General features: G+C 73.1%; 24 protein-coding genes. 11 read left to right on the top strand and 13 right to left on the bottom strand.

Annotated features, from left to right (window positions below; genetic code table 11):
- The first annotated feature begins 115 nt into the window (after positions 1-115).
- Positions 116-727 carry a fasciclin domain-containing protein gene (locus GH723_RS17065; RefSeq protein ID WP_153760774.1) on the top strand — a complete coding sequence of 204 codons (612 nt, stop codon included), beginning with the start codon at positions 116-118 and terminating at the stop codon, positions 725-727.
- A 51-nt stretch (positions 728-778) separates the two neighbouring features.
- On the opposite strand, the gene GH723_RS17060 is transcribed toward GH723_RS17065, so the two are convergent.
- From GH723_RS17060 to pheA, 5 genes are read right to left on the bottom strand one after another with little or no spacing between them, the layout of a single operon-like run.
- Positions 779-1,255 (bottom strand): hypothetical protein, encoded by a 477-nt coding sequence (locus GH723_RS17060; protein WP_153760773.1) that lies wholly within the window; start codon positions 1,253-1,255, stop codon positions 779-781.
- Complete coding sequence (locus GH723_RS17055) at positions 1,252-2,082, bottom strand: thioredoxin domain-containing protein (protein WP_153760772.1); 831 nt, start codon at positions 2,080-2,082, stop codon at positions 1,252-1,254. Before GH723_RS17055 ends, GH723_RS17060 begins: the two co-directional genes overlap by 4 nt.
- A gap of 1 nt (position 2,083) precedes the next feature.
- A complete protein-coding gene (locus tag GH723_RS17050; RefSeq protein WP_153760771.1) occupies positions 2,084-3,304 on the bottom strand; it encodes an S-layer homology domain-containing protein in 1,221 nt (406 codons plus the stop codon).
- Complete coding sequence (locus GH723_RS17045) at positions 3,301-3,861, bottom strand: MauE/DoxX family redox-associated membrane protein (protein WP_153760770.1); 561 nt, start codon at positions 3,859-3,861, stop codon at positions 3,301-3,303. The genes GH723_RS17050 and GH723_RS17045 overlap by 4 nt, the downstream gene beginning before the upstream one ends.
- 32 nt (positions 3,862-3,893) lie before the next feature.
- Positions 3,894-4,859 (bottom strand): prephenate dehydratase, encoded by a 966-nt coding sequence (gene pheA, locus GH723_RS17040; protein ID WP_229022903.1) that lies wholly within the window; start codon positions 4,857-4,859, stop codon positions 3,894-3,896.
- Between the two features lie 19 nt (positions 4,860-4,878).
- Between pheA and larB the strand changes: the two genes are divergently transcribed.
- From larB to GH723_RS17010, 6 genes are all read left to right on the top strand, one after another.
- Positions 4,879-5,658 carry a nickel pincer cofactor biosynthesis protein LarB gene (gene larB, locus GH723_RS17035; protein WP_153760769.1) on the top strand — a complete coding sequence of 260 codons (780 nt, stop codon included), beginning with the start codon at positions 4,879-4,881 and terminating at the stop codon, positions 5,656-5,658.
- Positions 5,655-6,875, top strand: coding sequence for a nickel pincer cofactor biosynthesis protein LarC (larC, locus tag GH723_RS17030; RefSeq protein WP_153760768.1), 1,221 nt, complete (start codon positions 5,655-5,657; stop codon positions 6,873-6,875). The genes larB and larC overlap by 4 nt, the downstream gene beginning before the upstream one ends.
- Before the next feature lie 59 nt (positions 6,876-6,934).
- Positions 6,935-7,651: an MBL fold metallo-hydrolase gene (locus tag GH723_RS17025; RefSeq protein WP_153760767.1), complete on the top strand. Its 717-nt coding sequence runs from the start codon at positions 6,935-6,937 to the stop codon at positions 7,649-7,651.
- Between the two features lie 135 nt (positions 7,652-7,786).
- On the top strand, positions 7,787-8,803 hold the full coding sequence (locus tag GH723_RS17020) for an ATP synthase subunit B family protein (RefSeq protein WP_153760766.1): 1,017 nt from the start codon (positions 7,787-7,789) through the stop codon (positions 8,801-8,803).
- Between the two features lie 297 nt (positions 8,804-9,100).
- Positions 9,101-9,487, top strand: coding sequence for a transglycosylase SLT domain-containing protein (locus GH723_RS17015; RefSeq protein ID WP_153760765.1), 387 nt, complete (start codon positions 9,101-9,103; stop codon positions 9,485-9,487).
- Between the two features lie 347 nt (positions 9,488-9,834).
- Positions 9,835-10,152 (top strand): hypothetical protein, encoded by a 318-nt coding sequence (locus GH723_RS17010; protein WP_153760764.1) that lies wholly within the window; start codon positions 9,835-9,837, stop codon positions 10,150-10,152.
- Between the two features lie 69 nt (positions 10,153-10,221).
- Here GH723_RS17010 and GH723_RS17005 read toward each other — a convergent pair whose 3' ends face one another.
- The 4 genes from GH723_RS17005 to GH723_RS16990 all read right to left on the bottom strand — a co-directional run bounded on the left by GH723_RS17005 (position 10,222) and on the right by GH723_RS16990 (position 14,648).
- Entirely contained in the window at positions 10,222-11,142 is a 921-nt protein-coding gene (locus GH723_RS17005; protein ID WP_153760763.1) for a VOC family protein, read from the bottom strand.
- Complete coding sequence (locus GH723_RS17000) at positions 11,132-11,668, bottom strand: RNA polymerase sigma factor (RefSeq protein ID WP_153760762.1); 537 nt, start codon at positions 11,666-11,668, stop codon at positions 11,132-11,134. Before GH723_RS17000 ends, GH723_RS17005 begins: the two co-directional genes overlap by 11 nt.
- Entirely contained in the window at positions 11,665-12,792 is a 1,128-nt protein-coding gene (locus GH723_RS16995) for an acyltransferase family protein (RefSeq protein WP_153760761.1), read from the bottom strand. Before GH723_RS16995 ends, GH723_RS17000 begins: the two co-directional genes overlap by 4 nt.
- Before the next feature lie 173 nt (positions 12,793-12,965).
- On the bottom strand, positions 12,966-14,648 hold the full coding sequence (locus GH723_RS16990) for a DUF885 domain-containing protein (protein WP_407650250.1): 1,683 nt from the start codon (positions 14,646-14,648) through the stop codon (positions 12,966-12,968).
- Between the two features lie 91 nt (positions 14,649-14,739).
- Between GH723_RS16990 and GH723_RS16985 the strand changes: the two genes are divergently transcribed.
- A complete protein-coding gene (locus GH723_RS16985) occupies positions 14,740-14,892 on the top strand; it encodes a hypothetical protein (RefSeq protein ID WP_153760759.1) in 153 nt (50 codons plus the stop codon).
- A 39-nt stretch (positions 14,893-14,931) separates the two neighbouring features.
- The gene (locus tag GH723_RS16980; RefSeq protein ID WP_153760758.1) at positions 14,932-15,288 is read left to right on the top strand and encodes a hypothetical protein; all 357 of its coding nucleotides are present in this window, start codon (positions 14,932-14,934) and stop codon (positions 15,286-15,288) included.
- 9 nt (positions 15,289-15,297) lie between these two features.
- Here the strand turns inward: GH723_RS16980 and GH723_RS16975 are convergent, their stop codons facing one another.
- Positions 15,298-16,101, bottom strand: a complete 804-nt coding sequence (locus GH723_RS16975) for a CmcJ/NvfI family oxidoreductase (protein WP_153760757.1) — start codon at positions 16,099-16,101, stop codon at positions 15,298-15,300.
- A gap of 148 nt (positions 16,102-16,249) precedes the next feature.
- On the opposite strand from GH723_RS16975, the gene GH723_RS16970 reads away from it, so the two are divergent.
- Complete coding sequence (locus tag GH723_RS16970) at positions 16,250-17,554, top strand: acyl-CoA dehydrogenase family protein (protein WP_153760756.1); 1,305 nt, start codon at positions 16,250-16,252, stop codon at positions 17,552-17,554.
- 97 nt (positions 17,555-17,651) lie between these two features.
- Here the strand turns inward: GH723_RS16970 and GH723_RS16965 are convergent, their stop codons facing one another.
- Positions 17,652-18,854 carry an acetyl-CoA C-acyltransferase gene (locus tag GH723_RS16965; RefSeq protein ID WP_153760755.1) on the bottom strand — a complete coding sequence of 401 codons (1,203 nt, stop codon included), beginning with the start codon at positions 18,852-18,854 and terminating at the stop codon, positions 17,652-17,654.
- 81 nt (positions 18,855-18,935) lie between these two features.
- The gene (locus tag GH723_RS16960; protein ID WP_153760754.1) at positions 18,936-19,634 is read right to left on the bottom strand and encodes a DoxX family protein; all 699 of its coding nucleotides are present in this window, start codon (positions 19,632-19,634) and stop codon (positions 18,936-18,938) included.
- Between the two features lie 126 nt (positions 19,635-19,760).
- Between GH723_RS16960 and GH723_RS16955 the strand changes: the two genes are divergently transcribed.
- Positions 19,761-21,659, top strand: coding sequence for an S-layer homology domain-containing protein (locus tag GH723_RS16955; RefSeq protein ID WP_153760753.1), 1,899 nt, complete (start codon positions 19,761-19,763; stop codon positions 21,657-21,659).
- A 31-nt stretch (positions 21,660-21,690) separates the two neighbouring features.
- Here the strand turns inward: GH723_RS16955 and GH723_RS16950 are convergent, their stop codons facing one another.
- On the bottom strand, positions 21,691-22,650 hold the full coding sequence (locus tag GH723_RS16950; protein WP_153760752.1) for an aldo/keto reductase: 960 nt from the start codon (positions 22,648-22,650) through the stop codon (positions 21,691-21,693).
- Between the last annotated feature and the right edge of the window lie 31 nt (positions 22,651-22,681).

The raw sequence follows: 22,681 nt of genomic DNA, 5'->3' as shown, positions 1-22,681 counted from the left end.
TAGCACCGGCCCCCTGGCGGGAACCCCGACGGCGAGGGTGCATCCGTGACCGGCGGCACAGGCGAAGGAGGCCGTGCGGGCGCCACCGCACCACCCCCCACAAGGAGACCCAGCCATGAAGATCCGGAAGCTCGTCGCCGCGACCGCGGCGTTCGCCGCCCTGGCCGTCACCGGCCTCGCGTCGCCGGCCGAGGCGCAGTCGGGGCCGACCCTCGCCGACATCCTCGACGCCCAGGGCGGCGGCACCGACCGCAACTGGTACGACTTCGACATCCTCGCCGCCGGCGTCGACGTCGCGGGCCTGTCCGACGCCCTCGACGACCCGTCGGCCGACCTGACCGTCTTCATCCCGAACGACCGGGCCTTCCAGGTCCTCGTCGCCGACCTCTACGGCTGGTGGTACCTGTTCGCCGACGAGGCGACCATCCTGAACAAGGTGGCCGAGCTCGAGGCCAGCGCCCCCGGCACCCTCCAGACCGTGATCCTCTACCACGTCGTCCCTGGCGAGATCACCTCCGACGTCGCCCTGTCCGTGCCCCGCGGCACGGAGCTCACGACGCTCCAGGGCGGCACGATCAAGGTGTTCCCGTTCGGTCGGACGGCCCTCCTGGTCGACCAGGACCGCAACGACCTCGACCCGTGGCTCGTCCGCAGCAAGCTCGACATCCAGGCGAGCAACGGCGTGGCCCACGGCATCTCGCTCGTCCTGCGTCCGTCGAACCTCTGACCTCGGCTCCGGTCACGGCCCGGGCGGGGGCCGTGACCGACCGCCGCCGCGTCAGGTGATGCGCAGCGACCGCAGCACGGCGTTGCACTGCGACACGAGCGGCCCGCGGTTGTCCTCCCGGCCGAGCACGACGTAGAGGCAGAACGGCCGGCCGGCGACGGTGAAGAACCGCTGGAGCCCGCACTGGCCGTGGATGACCCGCTGCAGGGCGTAGGGGTCGAAGTCGATCGTGCTGAGCTGCGGGACGCCCTGGTCGGCGAACAGCGCGGTGCCGGCGGAGTCGGCGTCGAACTCGACGAGCGACATGAAGATGTGGTTCGAGTTCATGAGCTCGACCGCACCGCCGCCGAAGTCGGCCCGGTCGGACGGCAGGGCGAAGTTGGCCATGTGGGCGGTGGCCGCCGAGTGGCCCGTGCTCGCGAGCTGCACGCCGGGGGCGACGGGCGCCGGGTCGACGCGCGTGCGGACGCCACCCTCCCAGCCGTTCGGCAGCTCGACGCTGATGCCCGCGGACTCGAGGGTGGTCATCGGTCGTCTCCGGGGGGTTCGGCCACGGGCATCGGGTCGTACAGGCTCGGGTCGCCGGGCATGATGCCGGCGTCGAGCAGCGCCTGGTCGGTGTCGGCCTCACGGGTGGACCACCCGCCGACCGCGGCGGCGCGCCGCCCCGCCGCCCGACGGGCGTTGCGGGCGTTGGCCTCGGTGGTGTCGGCCACGGCCCGGCCGAGCAGCCCGGTGAGCTGCTCCCAGGTGGTGGCGGCGCCCTCGCCGGCCACGTGGCCGCGGCCGTCGACGAGGATGAAGTAGGGGGCGACGGGGACCTCGTGGGCCTCCCACGCCTCGGTCGACATCACGGTGGTGATGCCCGGCGGGGCGAGGCGGGCCACGTCGGTGACGCTCTCGCGCTCGGGGCCCTTGGTGGCGATGACGATGCGGGTGTCGGCGCCGACGAGCGTGCGCTCGGCCGGGTCGGCGATCGCGCCCCAGAACTCGAGGCACGTGCCGCACCCGGAGGTGAGGAAGGCCACGAGCGTCGGGTGGTCCCGACCGGCGAGCCCGACCGTGGCCGCCGAGCCGTCCGGGGTCATGCCCACGATGTCGTGGGCGCCGGCGGCCTCCCGCGGCGGGGCGACGCCCGGGGCGGGGTTGACCGGGTGCGGATCGCCCGGACCGACCTCGACCGGCGGGGCCGGTGCGAGGTCGTGGTCGTGGTCGTGGTCGTGGGTGTGGGCCTCGCCCCCGGTGATCTCGTGGAGCTGGCGCAGGATCGCGGCGTGGCTGCGCAGCAGGCCCACGACGAGCACGGCCAGGAGGGCGACGACGACGGTGAGCGCGACGAGCGCGACGGTGGTCATCTCAGAACCTCACCTTCGACGACGGCGGCCGCTGGTGCCACAGCGCCTGGTTGCCGGCGATGCGCCACAGGAACGTGACGGCCTCGGCCCGGGTGAGCAGCCCGTGCGGCTGGAACTGGCCGGTCCCGCCGACGCCGGTGGTGACGCCGTGGTGGGCGGCCCACTTCACGGCGTCGGCGTAGAAGGCGTTGGGGTCGACGTCGGAGAACTCGGGCGCGGTGCTCGGCGTAGGGTTGCGCATCATCCGCTTGAAGAACGTGACCGCCTCGCCGCGGGTGCAGTTGAGCTGGGGCCGGAACTCGTCGGTGCCGGCGTAGCCGGTGGTGATGCCCTCGCCCGCGGCCCATTGGACGGCCTTGTGGTAGTAGGTGCCGCCCGGGTTGTCGGTGAGGTAGTGCGGCTGGGCCGGCGGCTGGTCGAGCATCCGCCACATGAACGTGACGATCTCGGCCCGGTTCACGGGGCGGTCCGGGAAGAACAGGTCGCGGCCCTCGACGCCGGTGGTGATGCCGACGTTCACCGCCCACTGGACGGCGTCGGCGTAGTAGGCGTTGTCGATCGTGTCGCTGAACCCGGCGTGCAGGCACGGCGCGTCGTGCCAGCGGGTGTTGTTGTCGGTGAGCGTGGCCCGGGTGCAGTTGGGGTCGAGCTGCCACGGCGTGAGGCAGGTGACCACCCGGCAGACGATGGGGCCGACGCAGCCGATGTGCTGGTTGCACTGGCCGTAGCGGAAGCGGGTGCAGCCGGCCTTGCGGTAGCCGCAGCCGAGCGAGCTGCCGTCCGGCCGGCGGCCGCAGCCGCAGGGCGTGCCGTTGCAGTCGCCAGAGCAGGTGCCGCCGGCGCAGGCGCAACCGCCGCAGGTCTTGTGGCAGTCGAGGTAGTAGCGGGGCCGGATGTCGCCGCCGGCCGAGCAGTACGTCGACGAGTCGACCTTCCACCAGCCGCCGGTGACCGACCCCGGCGGGCAGCGGTTCGAGCCGGTGAGCGAGCAGCAGAACTCGGTGTAGCCGTCGCAGCACAGCTGGCCGCCGCCGCAGCCGTAGCTGCGGCACACCGCGTTGCTGGCGAGGACGACGTCCTGGGCGTCGACGGGGCGGGTCATGAAGTCGACCGGTGCCACCGCCATCGCGCTGCCGACCATGGCGGCGCGTCCGAGGAAGCTGCGACGGCCCGGGCGGTCACCCGGGCCGATCCGTTCCGCGAGGCGATCGACGAAGCTCAACGTGGCTCCTTGAGGGAGAAGGTCGGGACCCGCGCGCGGTCGGCCTGCTCGAGAGCAGAGGAGGCGGTCCCCGGGAGGACCTCGAGGAGAGCGATGGTGAGTGCGCCGGCGACGACGACGAGCGCCAGGGCGACGACCCCGACGGCACCTTCGTCGATCCAGCCGAACACGCCGTCGGACGGGTCGAGCACGCCGGCGACGGCCGCGGCGACGGCGACGGTGTTCACCGCGATGTGGGCGACGCCGGGCGGTGTGGTCGACTCGCCGAAGCACCCGCAGGGCACGTCGGCGCCCCGCAGCTTGTTGCTGAGGATGAAGGCGAGGAAGCCCAGGTAGACGAGGCCCATCAGGGCGGCGGGCACCGCGCCGCCGGTGCTGAGCACCGCCAGCGACACGACGACCTCGACCACGCCGAGCAGCCGCCCGAGGACGGGCGCGGAGGGCAGTCCGCTGCGCCGCAGGGAGGCGGCGACCGGTGCAGGGTCGATGACCTTGCGCACCCCCGCGAGGGCGAGCACCAAGGCGAGGGCGTGGAGCAGGACGGCGTGCACTGGCACCCGGCAACTCTAGGCCGGGCCACCGAACATCGTCAGTGCCGGACCTGGCCCCGCAGCGCCGCGACCCACTCCTCGGCCGCCTTCCACGCCGCCACGTTCTCCCGCCGCAGCGCCGGGCCGTGGTCGCCCGCCGCGGGGTACGACCCGAGGAAGCGCACGTCGGCCTGCTTGCTGCGCAGGTCGCGCAGGCAGTCGGCGACGAGCTCGTCGTCGACGTGGCCCTCGAGGTCGATGATGAAGCAGTAGTCGCCGAGCCCGCGCTTGGTGGGCCGGGACTCCAGCTTCGACAGGTTGATGGCGCGGGCGGCGAACTCCTGGAGGATCGAGAGCAGGCTGCCGGGGACGTCGGCGCGCTGGAAGACCACCACCGTCGACTTGTCGTGACCGGTGGGTGCAGGCACCCCCTCTCGGGCGACGAGCACGAAGCGCGTCTGGTTGCCGGGGTGGTCCTCCACCTCGGGGGCGAGCACGTCGAGGCCGTACACCTCCGCCGCCAGCGCGGTGCCGATGGCGGCCACGCTCGGGTCGCCGTCCTTCGCCACCCGCTGCGCCGCCTCCGCGGTGGAGTTGGCGGCGGTGACGACCGCGCCGGGCAGGTGCTCGATGATGAAGCGGCGGCACTGGGCGGTGGCCACGCCGATCGAGGTGACCTCGCGCACGTCCTCCAGCCGTGCCCCCCGCACGCCGAGCAGGTTCAGCGACACGTCGATGACGATCTCACGCTGGATGAGCAGGTCGAGCTCGAACGCCAGCATGTCGAGCGTGACCGTGACCGACCCCTCGATGGCGTTCTCGATCGGGACGAGCCCGAGGTCGACGTCGCCCGCCGCGGTGGCGGCCAGCACGTCGCCGATCGTCGGCAGCGGACGGGCGTCGAGCGCCGCCAGGTCGGGCTGGCTGAGGAGCGCCTGCTGGTTGAAGGTCGCCGCCGGACCCAGGTAGGCGATCGTGCGTGCCCCGGTCGGGAGCGACAGCTCGGATGCTGCGGGGGCCGTCACGGGGGGCCAGGATAGTGACGTGGACCTCGCCGCCCTGCACGGGTTGATCGACGACGTGCGCACCGGTGCGGTGACGCCCGACGAGGCCGTGGCCCGTCTGCGCCGCGCCCCGTTCGCCGACCTCGACGTCGCCCGGGTCGACCACCACCGGGCTCTGCGCCAGGACCAGGTCGAGGCGGTGTACGGCCCGGGCAAGACGCCCGAGCAGTGCGTGCTCGTCGTCGGGGAGCTGCTGTCGGTCCCGGCCGACGGCCCGGTGCTGCTCACCCGCGTGGACGACGCGCAGGTCGCCGCGGTGCTCGACGCCCACCCCGGGGGCGAGGTGGTCGCCGGCACCGTCGTGTGGCGCCGTGCCTCGGAGCGAGCGGAGCGGGTCGTCGTCGTCACCGCCGGCACCGCCGACCTGCCCGTGGCCGACGAGTGCGCCGCGGTGCTCGACGCCCTCGGCTTCCGGCCTCGCCGCATCACCGACGCCGGCGTCGCCGGCATCCACCGCATCCTCGCCGAGGTCGACGAGCTGCTCGCCGCCGACGCGGTGGTCGTCGTCGCCGGCATGGAGGGCGCGCTGGCCAGCGTCGTCGGCGGCATCGCCGCCTGCCCCGTCGTCGCCGTGCCCACGAGCGTCGGCTACGGCGCCGGGCTCGAGGGCGTCACCGCCCTGCTCGGCATGCTCGCCTCGTGCGCCGCGGGCATCACCGTCGTCGGCATCGACAACGGGTTCGGCGCCGCGATGGCCGTCGCCCGAGCCCTGCCCCGTGGCACCCGCCGCCTGCGCGTCGCCGAGGAGCCCGCCTCGTGAGCGCCACCCGCGTCGCCTGGTTCCACTGCTTCTCCGGCATCGCCGGCGACATGGCGCTCGGCGCGCTGATCGACGCCGGCGCCGACGTCGACGAGGTGCGCACGATCCTCGACGGGCTCGACCTGCCGGGCTGGGCGCTCGACGTCGAACCCGTGCTGCGCAACGGCATCGGCGGCACCAAGGCGCACGTGCTCCAGGAGCCGACCAACGTCGTGCGCACCGCGTCCCACATCGCGGCGCTGCTCGACGACGCCGACCTGCCCGATCGCGTGCGGCGGCGCGCCCACGCCGTCTTCGACGCCCTCGCCGTCGCCGAGGGCCGCCTGCACCGCCAACCACCCGAGCAGGTCCACTTCCACGAGGTCGGCGCCATCGACGCCATCGTCGACGTGGTCGGGACCTGCGCCGCCCTGGAGGTCCTGGGCATCGACGAGGTGGCGTGCAGCCCCGTCGCCAACGGCCTCGGCACCATCCGCGCCGCCCACGGCGTGCTGCCCAACCCCGCGCCGGCGGTCGTCGAGCTCCTCCGTGGCGCCCCCACGGTCGGTCTCGACGTGCCCGTCGAGCTCACCACGCCCACCGGCGCCGCCATCGTCGCCGCGCTGGCCGGGGAGTGGGGCCCGATCCCCGACATGACCATCCAGAGCGCCGGGTTCGGTGCCGGTACCCGCGAGCTCGACGGTCGGCCGAACCTCGTCCAGGTGGTCGTGGGCGACCGCACCGAGACGCTCGAGCGCGGCCAGCCCGTCACCCTCCTCGAGGTCAACGTCGACGACGTCACCGGCGAGGTCCTCGCCCACGCTGTCGCCGCCCTGCTCGACGCCGGCGCGCACGACGCGTGGGTCTCGCCGATCCTCATGAAGAAGGGGCGGCCGGCGCACAAGGTGAGCGCCCTCGCCGACCCCGCCCTCGATGCCCAGGTCGCACAGGTGATGCGGGACGAGACCGGCTCGTTCGGCGTGCGCGCCGCCCGCCTCGAGCGGTGGCCCTCGGCGCGCTCCACCGAGGTCGTCGACCTCGACGGCGACCCGGTCCGCGTGAAGGTCGGGCCCGGCCGGGCCAAGGCCGAGTTCGACGACGCCGCCGCCATCGCCCGGCGCACCGGCCGTCCGGTGCGCGACGTCATCTCCCACGCCGAGGCCGAGCACCACCACGCGCACGACCACCCGCACCCCCATCCCCACCCGCCGGGGCCCGAGGACACGCCGCCCGCGTAGGCCCCTCGGCGGCCCGCCGATCCGGGGGATGTGGCACCCGGCACCCTAGGCTTCACCCGATGGACGATCGCCTGTACTTCCGCCAGCTGCTCGCCGGGCGCGACGTCGCGACCACCGACCCGCTCGCCCGTCAGATGGTCAACTTCGTCTACCTGATCGGCGACCGCGAGACCAGCGAGGCCGTCGTCGTCGACCCGGCCTACGACATCCCCGGGATCTGCGACGTCCTCGACGCCGACGGCATGCACCTCACCGGCGCCCTCGTCACCCACTACCACCCCGACCACGTCGGCGGCTCGATGATGGGGTACGGCATCCAGGGCGTCGCCGAGCTGCTCGCCCACCGCCCCGTGCCCATCCACGTGCAGGAGCCGGAGTCCGCCGGCGTCCAGAAGGTGACGGGCGCGTCGGCCTCCGACCTCGTCGAGCACCGGTCGGGCGACGTCGTCACCGTCGGCGACATCCCGATCGAGCTCATCCACACCCCCGGCCACACACCGGGCAGCCAGTGCTTCCTGGTGGACGGCCACCTCGTCTCCGGCGACACGCTCTTCCTCGAGGGGTGCGGACGCACGGACCTCCCCGGCGGCGACGCCCGGGAGCTCTACTACTCGCTCACCCAGCGGCTCTCGAAGGTGCCCGACGACGCGGTCCTCTTCCCCGGCCACCAGTACTCGGTGGCGCCGTCGGCCCCCATGGGCGAGACCCGCCGCATGAACTTCGTCTTCCGCCCCAGCTCAGTGGAGCAGTGGATGGCCATGTTCGGGGCGCAGTGATCACTCGCCGGATCCACGGCGCGGGCGAGGAGGGAGGTGACGGCCGTGCCGGACCCTCGTGACGACCACAACGACCTGCCGGGAACCTGGAAGTACCGCTCAACCCCCCGCGGGGAGGTGCCGACGACTGGAGACATGGCCGCTCCACGCCGCATCGACGCCGACGACGACCGCTCGTCGGAGGTCCCCCGCCGCCGCAACTGGCTCCTCGGCCTGGCCCCGGCGCCCGGTCCCACCCCGAAGGGCGTGCCCGACGCCGCCACCCTGGCGGAGGAGAACGAGGCGCTGAGGGCCCGTCTGGCCGACGCCGAGCGTCGCGCCCGCGAGGCCGAGCGCGCCCTGCCGCACCTGCTCGGGCTCGGCCAGTCCACCGTCAACGGCCTGCTCGACGACGCCCGCGCCCGTGGGCGCGACATCATCGAAGCCGCCCGCCGCCAGGCCGAGCAGGAGCTCGGCGCCCAGCGCGACGAGGTCCGCCGCGAGACCCGCGAGCTCGACGCCCTCCGCATGGCCGTGGCCGCCGAGGCCATGGGCCTCGAGGAGATCCGGGCCGAGCTGCACCGGCGGGTGTCGATGTCGGCCGTCGAGCTGGCCCGCGTCGCCCAGCACCCGATGCTGCTCGGCGGCGAGCCCCTGCGCGTGGAGCAGTCGGGGCTCGACACCGTGTCGGTGGCGGCCATCGCGTCGTCGTCGCAGCCGGTGGCCGCGCCGTTCGACCAGGACGAGGTCGCCGAGGTCGACGACGACGATGCTGCTGCCGCATCCGTCCCGGTCGTCACCGTGACCGGCGGCGAGACCGTCGTCGTGCTGCCGTCCGCCGCAGGCATCGGCATCGTCGAGGCGTCCACGATGCCGTCCGACGCCGTCGCCGCCCAGCTGGCCATCGCCGACGCCATGGAGACCACCGCGGTCGAGGCCGGGGGCGCCGCCGCCTCCGCTCCCGCCGTGGCCGACGACGAGGTGGCCGCCGAGGGCGTGGCCGTCGCCGACGAGGATGCGCCCGCCCGACCGAACCCGTCGCCCGGGTTCGCCGACGCGTGGGCCCTCGACGAGGACGACGAGGTCGCCGAGGCGTTCGACCGGTTCTTCTCCGCCGACATCGACGCCGAGCCCAGCCGGGAGTGGATCCTGGCCGACGACACCAAGCCCTGAGCCCTCGCCGCTCGACCGGCTCCAGCCCGCACCGCCCGCCCTTCGAGGCGGGCGGTGGCGCGTCCGGGACCGGATCGCGCACGTGTGACACGTTTCATGACGGTTGTGTTGCGATTTCGTTGCGCACGCCGACATACTCGTCTCCGTCGTGTGCGGCGCCCGTAGCGCCGTACCCATAGCCCCGCCCGAGGCACATCGGGCCTCGCCACCGCCGGCTCCTCGGCGTGGCCGAGACGTCTCGTCGCACCTCGCCGGCGCGTCGGCCCCACGGGGGCTGCCACGGACGCCGAGCGTGAGGTGCCCGAAGAGGAGAAGCTCCACATGTTCAACTCGTCGCGCGCTCGTCGCGCCCTGGCTGTCCTCGCACTGGTGTTCGCGCTCGGCGCGTGCAGCACCGAGGACATGATCCGCGTCGCGTTCGCGGAGCGAGGTGCCAGCAACCACCAGCAGGAGCAGGCCATCCAGGTCGCTCGCTGCGAGTCCGGCCTCCGCTGGGACGCGGTCAGCCCGGGCGGCGGGAACTGGGGGCTGTTCCAGATCAACAGCGTCCACCGCGGCCGCGTCAACGGCATGGGCTATCAGTGGCAGGAGATGCTCTACCCCTGGCAGAACGCCCAGGTGGCGGCCTCGATCTGGGCCGAGCAGGGCTGGAGCCCGTGGACCTGCGCCCGCGCCATCCGCTGAGCCCCACCAACTGATCTGCTCCCGGGTCCGCCCGGGAGCACACCGACCGTCACCGCCCGCGAGCCCCCAGATCGCGGGCGGTGGCGCGCGTTCCGGTCCGGCCACGCGGGGTCAGGGCCTCGCCACGGAGGGCGCGGAACCGACCCGGGCGCGTGACCGGACGGGCATCGTCCCTGGTCAGAGGCCCGCCCTCCCGCGACGCTCGCCGGGTGGTTAGGGTCGGACCAAGAACCTCCCGAGGCCCGCACCGGGTCGTCGGAGCGCCGAAGGTTCCCTCCGGGCGTCGGGTCGTTCGACCATCGGTCGACGAGCGCCCGCGGCTGTGGCCCGGGCATGGAGGTAGGACCATGGGAGCACGCCACCGGCAGCGGAAGGCCGACCAGGCGCCGATCGCCACCGAGGCCCGGGAGATGCGCAAGGCGCAGCACCGGGCCCAGCGACATCACGTCCACCAGGCGCTGCACGAGACGGGCATCGACGAGCTCGATGACGTCGTCCTCCCCGAGCCGAAGGCGACCCGCGGTCGACTCGAACCGGCCGAACGTGACGAGGTGAAGGTCACCGGTCGCACGTTCAAGCCGTGGAAGCAGCCGTTCTGGAAGCGTCGCCGCAACGAGCGGCGGGCCAGGGCCGAGGCCTGGCAGTCGCTCGCGGCGGGCGAGTAGCGGGACCGGCCGGGTGGCGGCGGGACGCAGATCCCGCCGCCACCAGGGCCGCTCGCCCGAGGGTCCTGGTCAGTACCCGGGCTTCGGGCGGAACAGGTCGAACCGGAACCCCTGGTCGTCGCGGCACTCGGCGTTGCCACCCGACGGGTAGTCCGTCACCGACAGCACCTCGCCGCCGAGCTCGCGCACCCGTGCCGCCGCGGCCTCGATGTCGTCGACCCGGAAGTACACGAGGGCCGACGGCTCGCCGTTCTCGCCGACCGTCGCGATGCCCGACGGTGGGGTGATCGACTCGATGTGGAAGCCACCGGGCAGGTGGCCGGGGCGGATGTCCCACCCGAACAGGGCGGAGTAGAAGCGCTGCGCCCGCTCGCCGTCGGGCACCTGGAACGTCACGTAGCCGATGTCGCCCGTGCGCCGGCCGGGGACGTCCTCCACCGGCACGTCGTCGGGCTCGAGGGCGGTGCCGACGTTCCAGCGGTGGCCGAACGGGTCGCGGAACGTGGCCCGCAGCGCCCCGTACGCCGGCTCCGGCGGGCGCTGCGCCGTCGCGCCCCGTGCGAGCGCCCGCTCGTAGGTGGCACGCACGTCGGGCACGTAGAGCATCAGGCTCACGCTGTTGGTCTCGGTCGGTCCGGCCAGGTCGTATTCGGGCCACTCGTCGGCGACCGAGAACACCGTGTTGCCGACGCGCAGCTCGGCGTGGCCGACCCGGCCGTCGTCCATCATCAGCGGCGGCTCCATCAGCGCGGCGTCGAGGACGTCGACGTACCACTCGACGGCGTCGGCCGCCCGGGGGCAGCTCAGCATCGGGTGCAGGCTCGTGTAGCGGGCGGGGGTGTACTCGCGGATCTCGGGCACGGGGGGACTCCCTCCGTCGGGCACGCCGAGGCGCGCGGCCAGTCGGCGGCGGAGCTCGGCGGCGAACGTGGCGCGGGGAGCGAGCGGGACGGCCGGCTCGCGCAGCTGCTCGAACGGGTCAGTCGTCATCGCCCCCTCCTTCCTGGTAGCGGGTGCGGAACGCGGCACGGGACCTGACGAGGAGCGCCTCGGTGGCGTGCACCGTGCGTCCGAGGACCTCGGCGACCTCGGGGACGGAGAGCCCGTCGAGGTACCGGAGGGTCAGGGCCGAGCGGTGGTGGGCGCCGAGCTCGGCGAGGACCTCGTGGGCCCGGGCCCGGTCGAACGCGGCGTCGAGGCCCACGTCGACCGGGTCGTCCACGTCGTCGTCGACGTCGTGCACGAGCTGGAGGTGCCGCCGCTCCCGCTCCTCCCGCCGCCAGTGGTCGACGAGCTTGTTGCGGGCGACGGTCACGAGCCAGGCGACGGTCAGGTCGGGCACCTTGCCCCGGTCGAGGGACTCGGCGGCGGCGAGGAACGTCTCGGCCGTGACCTCCTCGGCGATCGTCGGGCTGCCGCAGCGGCTGACGAGGTAGCCGTAGACCTGGGGCAGGGCCCGGTCGTAGATCGAGAGCAGGGCGGCGCCGGGGTCGGGGGAGTGGTGTGCCGTGCTCACACCGCTACATCGTCGGCCACGGCGCTCCTCCGACGGGTCACCGCGAGGATCCCTGCGACGGCCACGCACAGGGCGGCCGGGACGACGAGCCAGAACGGCCGCTCGAGCCACCACCGCACGGTCGGCTCCTCCGGCGTGCGCCACCCCGTCGCCCACACCACGGCGTACACGACGGCGTAGGCCGGGACGTGCCAGAGGAAGAGCGTCATCGACGAGCGCTGGAGGCGGTCGACCCACACGCCGGCGCTTGGCCCGGTGATGAACCGCTCGAGCCGCTCCCGGTTCACCAAGAGGACGCCGACCTGGAAGACGGCGAGGGCCACGATGCACAGCGTCGGCGGACCCATGTTGGAGAACCGCTCGCCCGGCACGCCGACCATCGACCGCGGGTACAGCCCCATGTTCGTCAACGCCGACAGGCCGATCAGCCCGCCCCACACGAGCGACCACGCCGACCGGCGGTCGAGTGCCCGCCACGCCGGCCAGTCGAACCCGGCCTGGTGGACGAGCCCCCACACGAGGAGCATGTTGAGCCACGCGATCCCGTCGTGGCCGAAGTGGAAGCGCAGCAGGTCCACCCACACGACGGCGCCGATGCCGACGACGATGACGTTGTGGCCGAAGCGGCGCCGCAGCCACGCGCCGGCCGGCACCATCGTCACGATCAGCAGGTAGACGATGAGGAACCACAGGGGGCTGAGCACGAGCACCGCGCCCCGGACCGCCCAGCCCACGTCGAGGTAGGCCGACAGGGCCCACGCGCCGGCGCCCACCACCGCGACGGCGACGAGGGCGGGGCCGGCCAGCGTGCGCAGGCGCCGGCCGATGAACGTCGCCCAGTGCTGTCCCTTCGCCTGCGCCGACTCCCACGTGCGGATGTGGGCGTACCCGCCGCAGAAGAAGAACAGCGGCATGACCTGGAGCAGCCACGTGGCCGCCCAGAGGCCCGACGTGTAGCCGATCGGGTTCGAGGCGTGCGGGCCGTCGGCGTGCCAGACGACCACGGTGAACACCCAGTGCCACACGACGACGACCGCCAGGCTGCCCGCCCGGACGGCGTCGATCAGCCGGTCGCGCCCGCCGGCCGCTGCTGTCGCCCCGTCAGCCGCCCCCGCCTCGACCATCGCCGCACCGTACCCGCCGGCGCCCCCTCACCCGAGGGTTGGGCGCGGTTGGCGTCAGATGGCGCGGATGTCGCGCCCGACCGTGGGGGTTGGGCGCGGTTGGCGGCAGATGGCGCGGATGTCGCGCCCGACCGTGGGGGTTGGGCGCGGTGGGGTCGTCGACGGGCGGCGTGTCAGACCCGGGACAGCTCGTCGCGCAGGGCGGCGAGGCCGAGGCCGCCGAGGTCGAGGGCCCGGGCGTGCCACGCCTTCAGGTCGAAGTCGGCGCCGTGGCGGGCCTGGGCGTCGGCGCGGCACTCGAGCCACACCCGCTCGCCGACCTTGTAGCTGATCGCCTGGCCGGGGAGGCCGAGGTAGCGGTCGACCTCGCTGGCCATGAAGTCAGCGGGGAAGCGGCTGCGCTCGATGACGAAGGGCAGCGCGTTCTCGGCCCGCCAGGTCGCGCCGGGCAGGTAGTCGCTCGACTCGGGGATCGTCAGCTCGAGGTGCATGCCGATGTCGACGATCACCCGCACCGCCCGCATGGCCGACGCGGCGAGCATGCCGAGCTCGTAGGCCGGGTCGTCGAGGTAGCCGAGCTCGCCCATCAGGCGCTCGGCGTAGAGCGCCCAGCCCTCGCCGTGCCCGGACACGAAGCCGGCGGCGCGCTGGTAGCGGGACAGCTCGTCGGCCAGCAGCTTGGTCTGGGCGATCTGCAGGTGGTGGCCGGGGACGCCCTCGTGGTAGCAGATCGACACCTCCCGCCAGAGCGGGAAGCGGGTCTTGCCGAGCGTGGGGTACCACGTGCGGCCCGGGCGGGAGAGGTCCTCGGACGGGCCCGTGTAGTACATCGCCGCCGCGCCGCCCGGAGGTGCGATCATCGCCTCGCAGCGCCGGATCGGCGGCGCGATGTCGAAGTGGGTGCCGTCGAGCTCGGCGATCGTGCGGTCGATGAGGTCCTGGTTCCATGCCTGGAAGTCGTCGACGCCCTCGATGACGTAGGCGGGGTCGGCTTCGAGGATCTCGACCGCCTCGGCCCACGTCGCGCCGGGGGAGATCGCGTCGCACACCTCGGCCGCTCGGGCCTCGATGCGGGCCAGCTCCTGCCAGCCCCACTCGTAGGTCTCGATCGGGTCGATCGTCATGCCGAGGAAGCGCCGGGCCTCGCGCTGGTACCGCTCGCGGCCGACCGCGTCCTGCTCGGTCGCGTGGGCCGCGTACTCGTCGAGGAGGAAGCGGGACGCGTCGGCGAACGCCGCGGAGGCGACGTCGGCCCCGGCGCGCAGGTCGGCGAGGACGCCCGGCGAGTGGCCGTCAATCGCCTCGTACCGGTCGACGAGCGCGTGGAAGAACGGGCGGCTGCCCGCGCCGTCGGTACCCGACCACACCGCGGCCTGCTGCGCCACCGTGGCCACCTGGCGCTTGGCGGCGACGATGCCGAGCTCGGCCCCGCGGCGCTGCGTCGTGCACCACCCCTCGACCGCCTCCGGCACCGCCTGCATGCGGCGGGCGGCGGTGGCCCAGTCGTCGTCGGACTCGTAGCGCATGAGGTCGAACGCCGAGCGGACCGAGCCGAGCGGGCTGCCGAGCGTGCGGGTGGAGCGCAGGTGCTCGCCGGCGTCGAACATCTCCCGCGCCAGCTCCAACCGCTCGGACATGAACGCCTTCGCGATGCGGTCCCGGTCCGACTGCTCGGGGGCGTCCCGCAGCGCCGCCAGGGTGCGGTCGTGCAGCTCGTCGACCTCGGCCTCGCCGTCGGGCGAGAGGTCGGGCATGCGGTCGTCGTGGCCCGGCACGCCCCACGACGTGGCGGCGATGGGGTTCAGCGCCGCCGCCTCCTCGATGTAGCGGTCGGCGATGGCGTAGACGGGCGACAGGTCCTGGGGCTCGGCCATGGCCCGATGCTACGGACGCCGGGCGGGGCCGGCACGGGTTCGGCCGGGCGCGGCGCGGGGGTAGGCCGCGGCGATGAGCGACTACAGCGAAGAAGGCGCCGTCCCGGTCGAGGACGCGGCCGTTGACGACCCGCCGACCGAGTCGGAGGTCCGCGAGCAGCACCGGCGGCTCGTCGAGGAGGAGGGCGGCGACCCGGACGGCCCGGAGCACGACCACGACCACTGACGTCGCGTCGGCGTCACACCCGGGCCCCATACTCGGGGCATGGCATTCGGACAGGCAGCAGGGCCGCCGGCGTCGGCGGCGCAGATCACCGAGCTCGCCGAGCTGCTCGCACGGGCCGGCTTCGACGGGTTCCGCGAGGCTCGGCACCCGTACGGGCTCACCCAGCGGCAGTCCAACGGCAAGTTCACACGTGGCGAGGCCGACGAGCTGATCGGGCGGCTCACCGACGAGCTCGACGAGGGCCCCGAGCCGCCGGCCGCCGACCCCACCGCGTCGGTCACCGCTGCGGAGTCGGCCGAACCGCCGCCGTCGGACGTCACGCTGGCCTTCCCCGACGAGCTGCTCGCCGACGAGCTGCGCCGCCGGGGGTGGACGTGCACCCCGCCCCGGGGTTGATCGCCGGGCTCAGAGGTACAGGCAGGTCGCCCGCAGCTCGATGCTCTCCCGCGCCGGGTGGCCGATCGGCACCTCCGGGTCGTGGAACGCGGAGTGGGGCGTGAACCACACCTGGCCGCGATCGACGAGGGCGGTGTCGTAGGTCCGGAACGCCACCGCCTCGTGCGGCTGCATCTCCGGGTACGCGTACCAGGCGTGCTGCCGCTCGGCCCCCGGCGCCCGGATGGCGAGGGCGTCGAAGGTGGCGCCCGTGCCGCCGTAGTCCTCCACGTGGATCGGGAAGCCCTCGTCGACCGACACCGTGCGGGCGTCGCAGAACGCGAGCGGGTGGTCCATCTTCGCGGGGCCGACGTTCCGCCAGAGCTGGAGCGTGACGACCCGGGCCGCGTCGCGCACGTCGTCGCGGGTGACGCCGTTGCGCTCCAGCGCGACCTCGCTGCCCGGTCGCTCGAGCAGGTACGCGTTCCGCACGATCTCCTGGCCGGACGCGAAGTCCGAGTGCACGAACGTGATCGGCGAGAGGTCCCCGTGCTGGCGCACGGTGTCGGGGCTGCGCCGGATGTGGCTGTGCACGAGGGCGACGTCGGCGCCGGTCATCGACCGCGCCAGCTCCTCGAACTCCGCGTGGTGCACCGCGGCGACCTGCTCGTCGTCGCGCCAGTCGGTCACCGAGGAGCGGTGCTCGACGAGCTCGAAGCCGCACTCCTCCCACCCGGGCAGCCCGGCGGAGCGCCCGTCGGCGATGTCCACCTCGATCGGCGTCGGCCCGGAGCCGGTCGCGTAGTTCAGCGTCGCTCGGCAGAAGATGCCCACGGCCCTGGTCCCCCTCACCTCGGTCCGCCGGGTCGTCTGGTCGAGATGAGGATACGGAACCGGGCGGCGGCGTGCCGGGCGACGCCGACTTGCGAGGGGCAGCGGACCGTACGACAGTCGGTCCAACTGATCCGGGAGGGGACCCCACATGCCAGCGAACCCGCTGAACACCGACGACTTCGACGGCCAGCTCTACGACCTGCGGATGTCGGAGAAGGCCCGCCCGCTCTTCGAGGCGGTGAAGAAGTTCATCGCCCAGGAGGTCGAGCCGATGTCGGAGGAGTTCTTCCGCCTCGGCGAGAACCGGGAGGACCGCTGGAGCTGGGCGCCCGGCCAGCTCGAGCTGCTCGACGGCGTGAAGGCCAAGGCCAAGGAGCAGGGCCTGTGGAACTTCTTCCTCCCCGACGCCGAGACCGGTGAGGGCCTCTCCAACCTCGACTACGCGTACATCGCGGTCGAGCTCGGCAAGAACCGCCTGGCCTCAGAGTCGCTCAACTGCTCGGCCCCCGACACCGGCAACATGGAGGTGCTCGAGCGGGTCGGCACCCCCGAGCAGAAGAAGCAGTGGCTCGAGCCCCTCCTCAACGGCGAGATCCGCTCGTGCTTCGGCATGACCGAGCCGCACATGGCCAGCTCCGACGCCCGCAACATCTCCACCCAGGCCGTGCTCGACGGCGACGAGTGGGTCATCAACGGCGAGAAGTACTACATCTCCGGGGCGGGGGACCCCCGCTGCAAGGTCATGATCTGCATGGTCAAGACCAACCCGGACGCCGCGCCCCACCAGCAGCAGTCCCAGATCCTCGTCCCGATGGACACCCCGGGCCTCGAGATCGTCGGGCCGATGAAGGTGTTCGGCAACGACGACGCGCCGCACGGCCACATGCACATCCGCCTCAAGGACGTGCGGGTGCCGAAGGAGAACGTGCTGCTCGGCGAGGGCCGCGGGTTCGAGATCTCCCAGCTGCGCCTCGGCCCGGGCCGCATCCACCACTGCATGCGCTCCATCGGTGCGGCCGAGAAGGCGCTGCAGATGATGGTCGAGCGCGGTCTCAGCCGCGAGGCGTTCGGCAAGCCGCTCGTCGCCCTCGGCGGCAACACCGAGATCATCTCCCGGGCCCGCATCGAGATCGAGGCCATGCGGATGATGGTGCTGCGCGCCGCCAAGGCCATGGACCTGATGGGCAACGCCGAGGCCCGCGTGTGGGTGTCGGCGGTGAAGGCGATGGTGCCCGAGCGCGTCTGCCAGATCATCGACCAGGCGATCCAGATGCACGGCGCCACCGGCGTGTCGCAGTGGACGCCGCTGCCCGACATGTACCACTCGCAGCGCACGCTGCGGCTGGCCGACGGCCCCGACGAGGTGCACCACATGGTCGTCGGCCGGGCCGAGATCGCCCGCTACGCCCCCTACGACGTGTCCGACGAGCACGTCGACGTCGGGAGGAACTGACGCGGCACCCGCCAGAACGCGGAACATTCGCGAGTTCGGGGCGCAGGGCGCCTCGAACTCGCGAATGTTCGCGGTGAGCGGTGGTGCGGCTCGAGGGCTAGAAGATCTCGAACAGGCCGGCGGCGCCCATGCCGCCGCCGACGCACATGGTGACGACGCCCCACTTTGCGCCGCGGGCCTTGCCCTCGTGGAGGACGTGGGCGGTGCAGCGGGCGCCGGTCATGCCGTACGGGTGGCCGATCGAGATGGCGCCGCCGTTGACGTTCAGCAGCTCGTTCGGGATGCCGAGCGTGTCGCGGCAGTACAGCACCTGGCTGGCGAACGCCTCGTTGAGCTCCCAGATGCCGATGTCGTCGACGGTGAGCCCGGCCTGCTCGAGCAGCTTCGGCACCGCGTAGACCGGGCCGATGCCCATCTCCTCCGGCGCGACGCCGGCGACGGCGATGCCCCGGTAGGCGCCGAGCGGCTGGAGGCCACGCTTCTCGGCCTCCTTGGCCTCCATGAGGACGACGGCGGCCGCGCCGTCGGAGAGCTGCGAGGCGTTGCCCGCGGTGACGTACTGGCCCTTCTCCACGAAGGAGCCGCCCGGGAAGACCGGCTGCAGCTTCTGGAGGTCCTCGATCGTGGTCGACGGGCGGTTGCCCTCGTCCTTGGTGAGGGTGACCGTCTCCTCGGAGGTCTCGCCCGTCTCGCGATCGACGAGGACCTTCACCGACTCGAGGGGCACGATCTCGTTGTCGAAGCGGCCCTCCTCCTGCGCCTTCGCCGTGCGCTGCTGGGACTGGAGGGCGTACTCGTCCTGCGCCTCGCGGCTGACGCCGTAGCGCTCGGCGACGACCTCGGCGGTCTCGATCATGCCGATGTAGAGGCCGGGCGTCTCCTCCATCAGGCCGGGGTCGTTGGCCCGGAACAGGTTCATGTGCTTGTTCTGGACGAGCGAGATCGACTCGACGCCGCCACCGACGGCGACGGTCTGGCCGTCGGCGATGATCTGCTTGGCGGCGATGGCGACGGCCATGAGGCCCGACGAGCACTGGCGGTCGACGCTCTGGCCGGCGACGGTGACCGGGAGACCGGCCTTCAGGGCGGCCTGGCGGCCGATGTTCATGCCCTGCGAGCCCTGCTGGAGGGCGGCACCGATGACGACGTCGTCGACCTCGGCGGGATCGACGCCGGCACGCTCGACGGCGTGGCGCACGGCGTGGCCGGCGAGGGCCTGGGCCTGCGTGTTGTTGAAGGCGCCCCGGTTGGCCTTGCCGATCGGGGTGCGGGCGGTCGAGACGATGACGGCTTCTCTCATGGCCGCGCAACGTACCGGCGCCGCTCGGGTTCGACGAAATCGGGCCGGTCGTCAGTAAGGCGGGGTCGACCCCTGGAGCTCTCAGCTGTGCTCGGCGATGGCGCGTGCGAGCGCGTCCTTGTCCATCTTCGAACGGCCGGGGATGCCGAGCCGCCGGGCCTCCTCGTAGAGCTCCTGGCGGGTCGGCTCGGCGCCGTCGGCGGGCCGTCCTGGTCCGGCGTCGGTCGAGGCGGCACCGGACGACGTGTCGTCGGCCGAGGCGCTCGCCGCCGGCGCGGCGGGCGGGGCGTCCTCGGGCCAGCGGGACCCCACGGCGACCACGGCGCTCGACGCCGCGGCGCCGACCGCCAGCGCCCCGAGGGCCCAGGCCGGTCCGCGGCGCTCGGTGCCGAGCACCCGGTCGACCGACAGCGGACCGGGGCCGGTCTCGGCGAGCGCCACCAGGGCGGCGATGAGCGTGAGGTTGAACTCGTAGCCGCCCTTCGTCGCCCACGGCCCGTTGGCCAGGTGCACCTTGCGGATGGCCGTGACCATCGTGCCGATCAGACCGGCGGCGGCGACGGGCGTGGCGGCGCCGGCCACGACCAGGGCGCCGCCCGCCGTCTCCACCCCGCCGACCAGCAGGGCGTTGGCCCGCGCTGGCCGCAGGTCGAGGTGCTCGGCCATCTGCTCGGTCCCCTCCCGGCCGGGACCGCCGAACCACCCCGCGAGCTTCTGGAGGCCGTGGGCGGCGAACAGCCCCCCGATGACGATGCGCGCGAACAGTCGACCCAGACCCATGGTGTGCCTCTCCTCCGGTGGCTCGGGTCCATGTTCCCCCAGGGCGCCGGTGGGAAACGACGACGATGACTGCGCTGGTGGCGGCGAGCGGTCGCGCCGGGCGCGTCCAGGCTCTAGCGTCCTGGGATGGGCACGCGGCGATGGCGAGTGGTGGCGGTCGGTGTCGTCGCGCTGCTGGTGGCGAGCGTGGCGGCCGCACCGGGCGTTGGGGCGGACACGGTGTGGTGGACGCCTGTCGAACGCCCCGGCAGGTTCTCGGAGCTGGCACTCACCGCCGACGGTCGGGTGATGGCGTTCGGCCCCAGCCACCTCGGCCGGGTGGAGGTCAGCCTCCAGTCGCGCAACGGGCAGTGGGGACCGCCAACCGTCCTGCTGCCCGGCGACGGGTACAGCAAGGTGGAGCTGGTCGTCGGTGCACACGAGGGCGACACCTATGTCCTGTGGACGGCGTACTCGCGCGCGTACAACTCCTCTCCGATCGCCGGCGGCGCCCGCCTCCGTGGCAACGCCTGGTCCTCGCTCCCGACCCAATCGATCAGCGGGGAGCTCGGTGATGTGGCGATGGGGCCCGACGGTTCGATCGTCGTGGTGCGCGCGACCGGCCAGCACGACTCGCAGGTGATGGTGACGCGCTTCGATGGGACGAGCTGGTCGGAACCGGAGCGCCTCGACACGGGTGACCTCAGCTACCACACGGTCGATGTCGAGGTGGCGGCCGACGGCTCGGTCGTCGTTGCGGGCACCGTGCTGTCGGACTCGCAGTGGGTCCTACACGCGTCCGTGGATCGCGGGCACGGCTGGGAGGCGCCGCGGCGCCTCTCCGACGGCGGGATGGGGCACCTCGCCATGGCGTCCACCTCCAGCGGAGAGGTCGTCGCCGTCTACAGCGATCGGGGCGAGCTGGAGTCGTCCACACTGAGCGCAGTGACGTACGCGGACGGCGTGTGGTCGAGCCCGCAGGTCGTCGTCGACGCCGAAGGGCTGAATCGTCCCGTGCTCGAAGTCGAGCCCGACGGAGCTCTCACGCTCGGCGTCGTCGCCGTACGGCCGCCTCAGGGTTCGGCCGCGGCAGGAACCCTTCGGGTCCTATGGACTCGCCGTGTCGGCGGTACCTGGTCCCCAGTGGCCGAGGCAGTGCGCATGCCCTTCGGGCGCGGGTCATCTCGGGAGCTTGCGCTCGCGGTCGGACCAGACGGCACGGCCGCGCTGGTGGTCCGATTGGCCGCGGTGGAACACGGGGGGAACCACACGATGATGTCCGTGCGCCCTCGCGGGAAGGGGTGGCTCGACCCGTTCGAGACCGAGCTGGGTGCAGGCGACCCCGCCGTCGCGGTCGACGGAGCGGGTCTCGTCCACGTCGCCAGCTCGGACCACAACTCGGGCATGCAGTACCGGGTGATCCTCGTCATGCCCTTCAGCGACGTCGCGCCGTACGCGTACTACGCATCTGCCGTGGTGTGGGCCGCAGACCTCGGACTGACTACAGGCGTCGGTGGGAGCGACGAGTTCCAGCCGGACCGGGCGATCACCCGTGCCGAGGCGATCACGGCTCTGTGGCGGCACGCCGGACGACCCGGGTCTCGACCGTCGTCGTTCATCGACGTGCCGCGTGCTGCGTTCTACACAGCGGCGGTCGACTGGGCTGCGTCGACCGGGCTCACCACCGGCGTCGGTGGGCTGAACGTGTTCGAGCCCGACCGCACGATCACGCGCGCAGAGCTGCTGACCCTGTTGTGGCGCAGCGCGGGCTCACCGTCCGCGCCTGCCGCCGGTTTCACCGATGTCGTCCCGGGAGGCTTCTACGCCCGGGCGGTCGACTGGGCCAGGCACGAGGGGATCACCACCGGTGTGGGCGGCACGAACCGGTTCGAACCGGATCGGAACATCACACGGGCTGAGGCCTTCACATTCCTGTTCCGCGCGGAGATGAGCGGGGTCGCGGTCGCCTCAGCCGTCGATCCGCTGGATGCGATGACGCCGTCCCGGTCGTTCGCCGTCGCCACCCGTTCGGACGTCGGTCCCTAGAACGCGGTGACCACGGCCGCGGTCCGCGGGCCTACCAGGCGTAGGCCTCGGGGGCCGCGCCGCCGGGGCCGGGGAAGATCTCGTCCAGCCGGTCGAGGGTCGCCTGGTCGAGGGTGATGTCGAGCGCGGCGAGCCCCCCGTCGACCTGCTCCAGGGTGCGGGGGCCGATGATCGGCGCGGTCACCGCCGGCTGGTGGAGCAGCCACGCCAGCGCCACCTGCGACGGCTCGTGGCCGAGCTCGGCGCACAGGGCCTCCCACGCCTCGAGCCGGTCGCGGTGGCGCTCGACGGCCTGCTGGGTGCGTTCGCTGCTGCGGCGGCCCTCGCCTGCGTCGCCGAGGACGCCGGCGAGCAGCCCGCCACCGAGCGGGCTCCACGGCAGCACCGCCACGCCGTAGGCCTCGCACGCCGGCAGGACCTCGAGCTCCACGGTGCGGGCGTTCAGGTTGTAGAGGCTCTGCTCGGACACGAGGCCGACGGAGTGACGCCCACGCGCCGCCTCGATCGCCTGCACGACGTGCCACCCGGCGAAGTTCGAGCTGCCGACGTAGAGCACCTTGCCCTGCTGGACGAGGAGGTCCATCGCCTGCCAGATCTCGTCCCACGGCGTGTCCCGGTCGACGTGGTGCATCTGGTAGAGGTCGATGTGGTCGGTCTGGAGGCGCCGGAGGCTGTCCTCGCAGGCCTGGCGGATGTGCTTGGCGGACAGCTTCGTATCGTTCGGCCAGTCGCTGCGGCCGCCGTAGACCTTGGTGGCGAGGACGGTCCGCTCCCGGCGCCGGTCGCCGGTGGCGAACCAGCGGCCGATGATCCGCTCGGTCTCGTTGCCGGCGTAGACGTCGGCGGTGTCGACGAAGTTCACCCCGTTGTCGAGCGCGGCGTCCATGATCCGATGGCCCGTGGCCTCGTCGGCCGACCCCCCGAAGTTCATGGTGCCGAGGCAGAGGGGGCTCACGCGGAGCCCGGTGCGGCCGAGGAAGCGGTGGTCCATGGGCCGAGGGTATCGACGGCGCACGGGACCC

Origin of the sequence: Actinomarinicola tropica, assembly GCF_009650215.1 — a bacterium.
GTDB classification, from domain to species: Bacteria; Actinomycetota; Acidimicrobiia; order Acidimicrobiales; family SKKL01; genus Actinomarinicola; species Actinomarinicola tropica.
The sequence above is the reverse complement of the archived record's forward strand: the minus strand, read 5'-3'. Positions and strand labels throughout refer to the sequence as shown.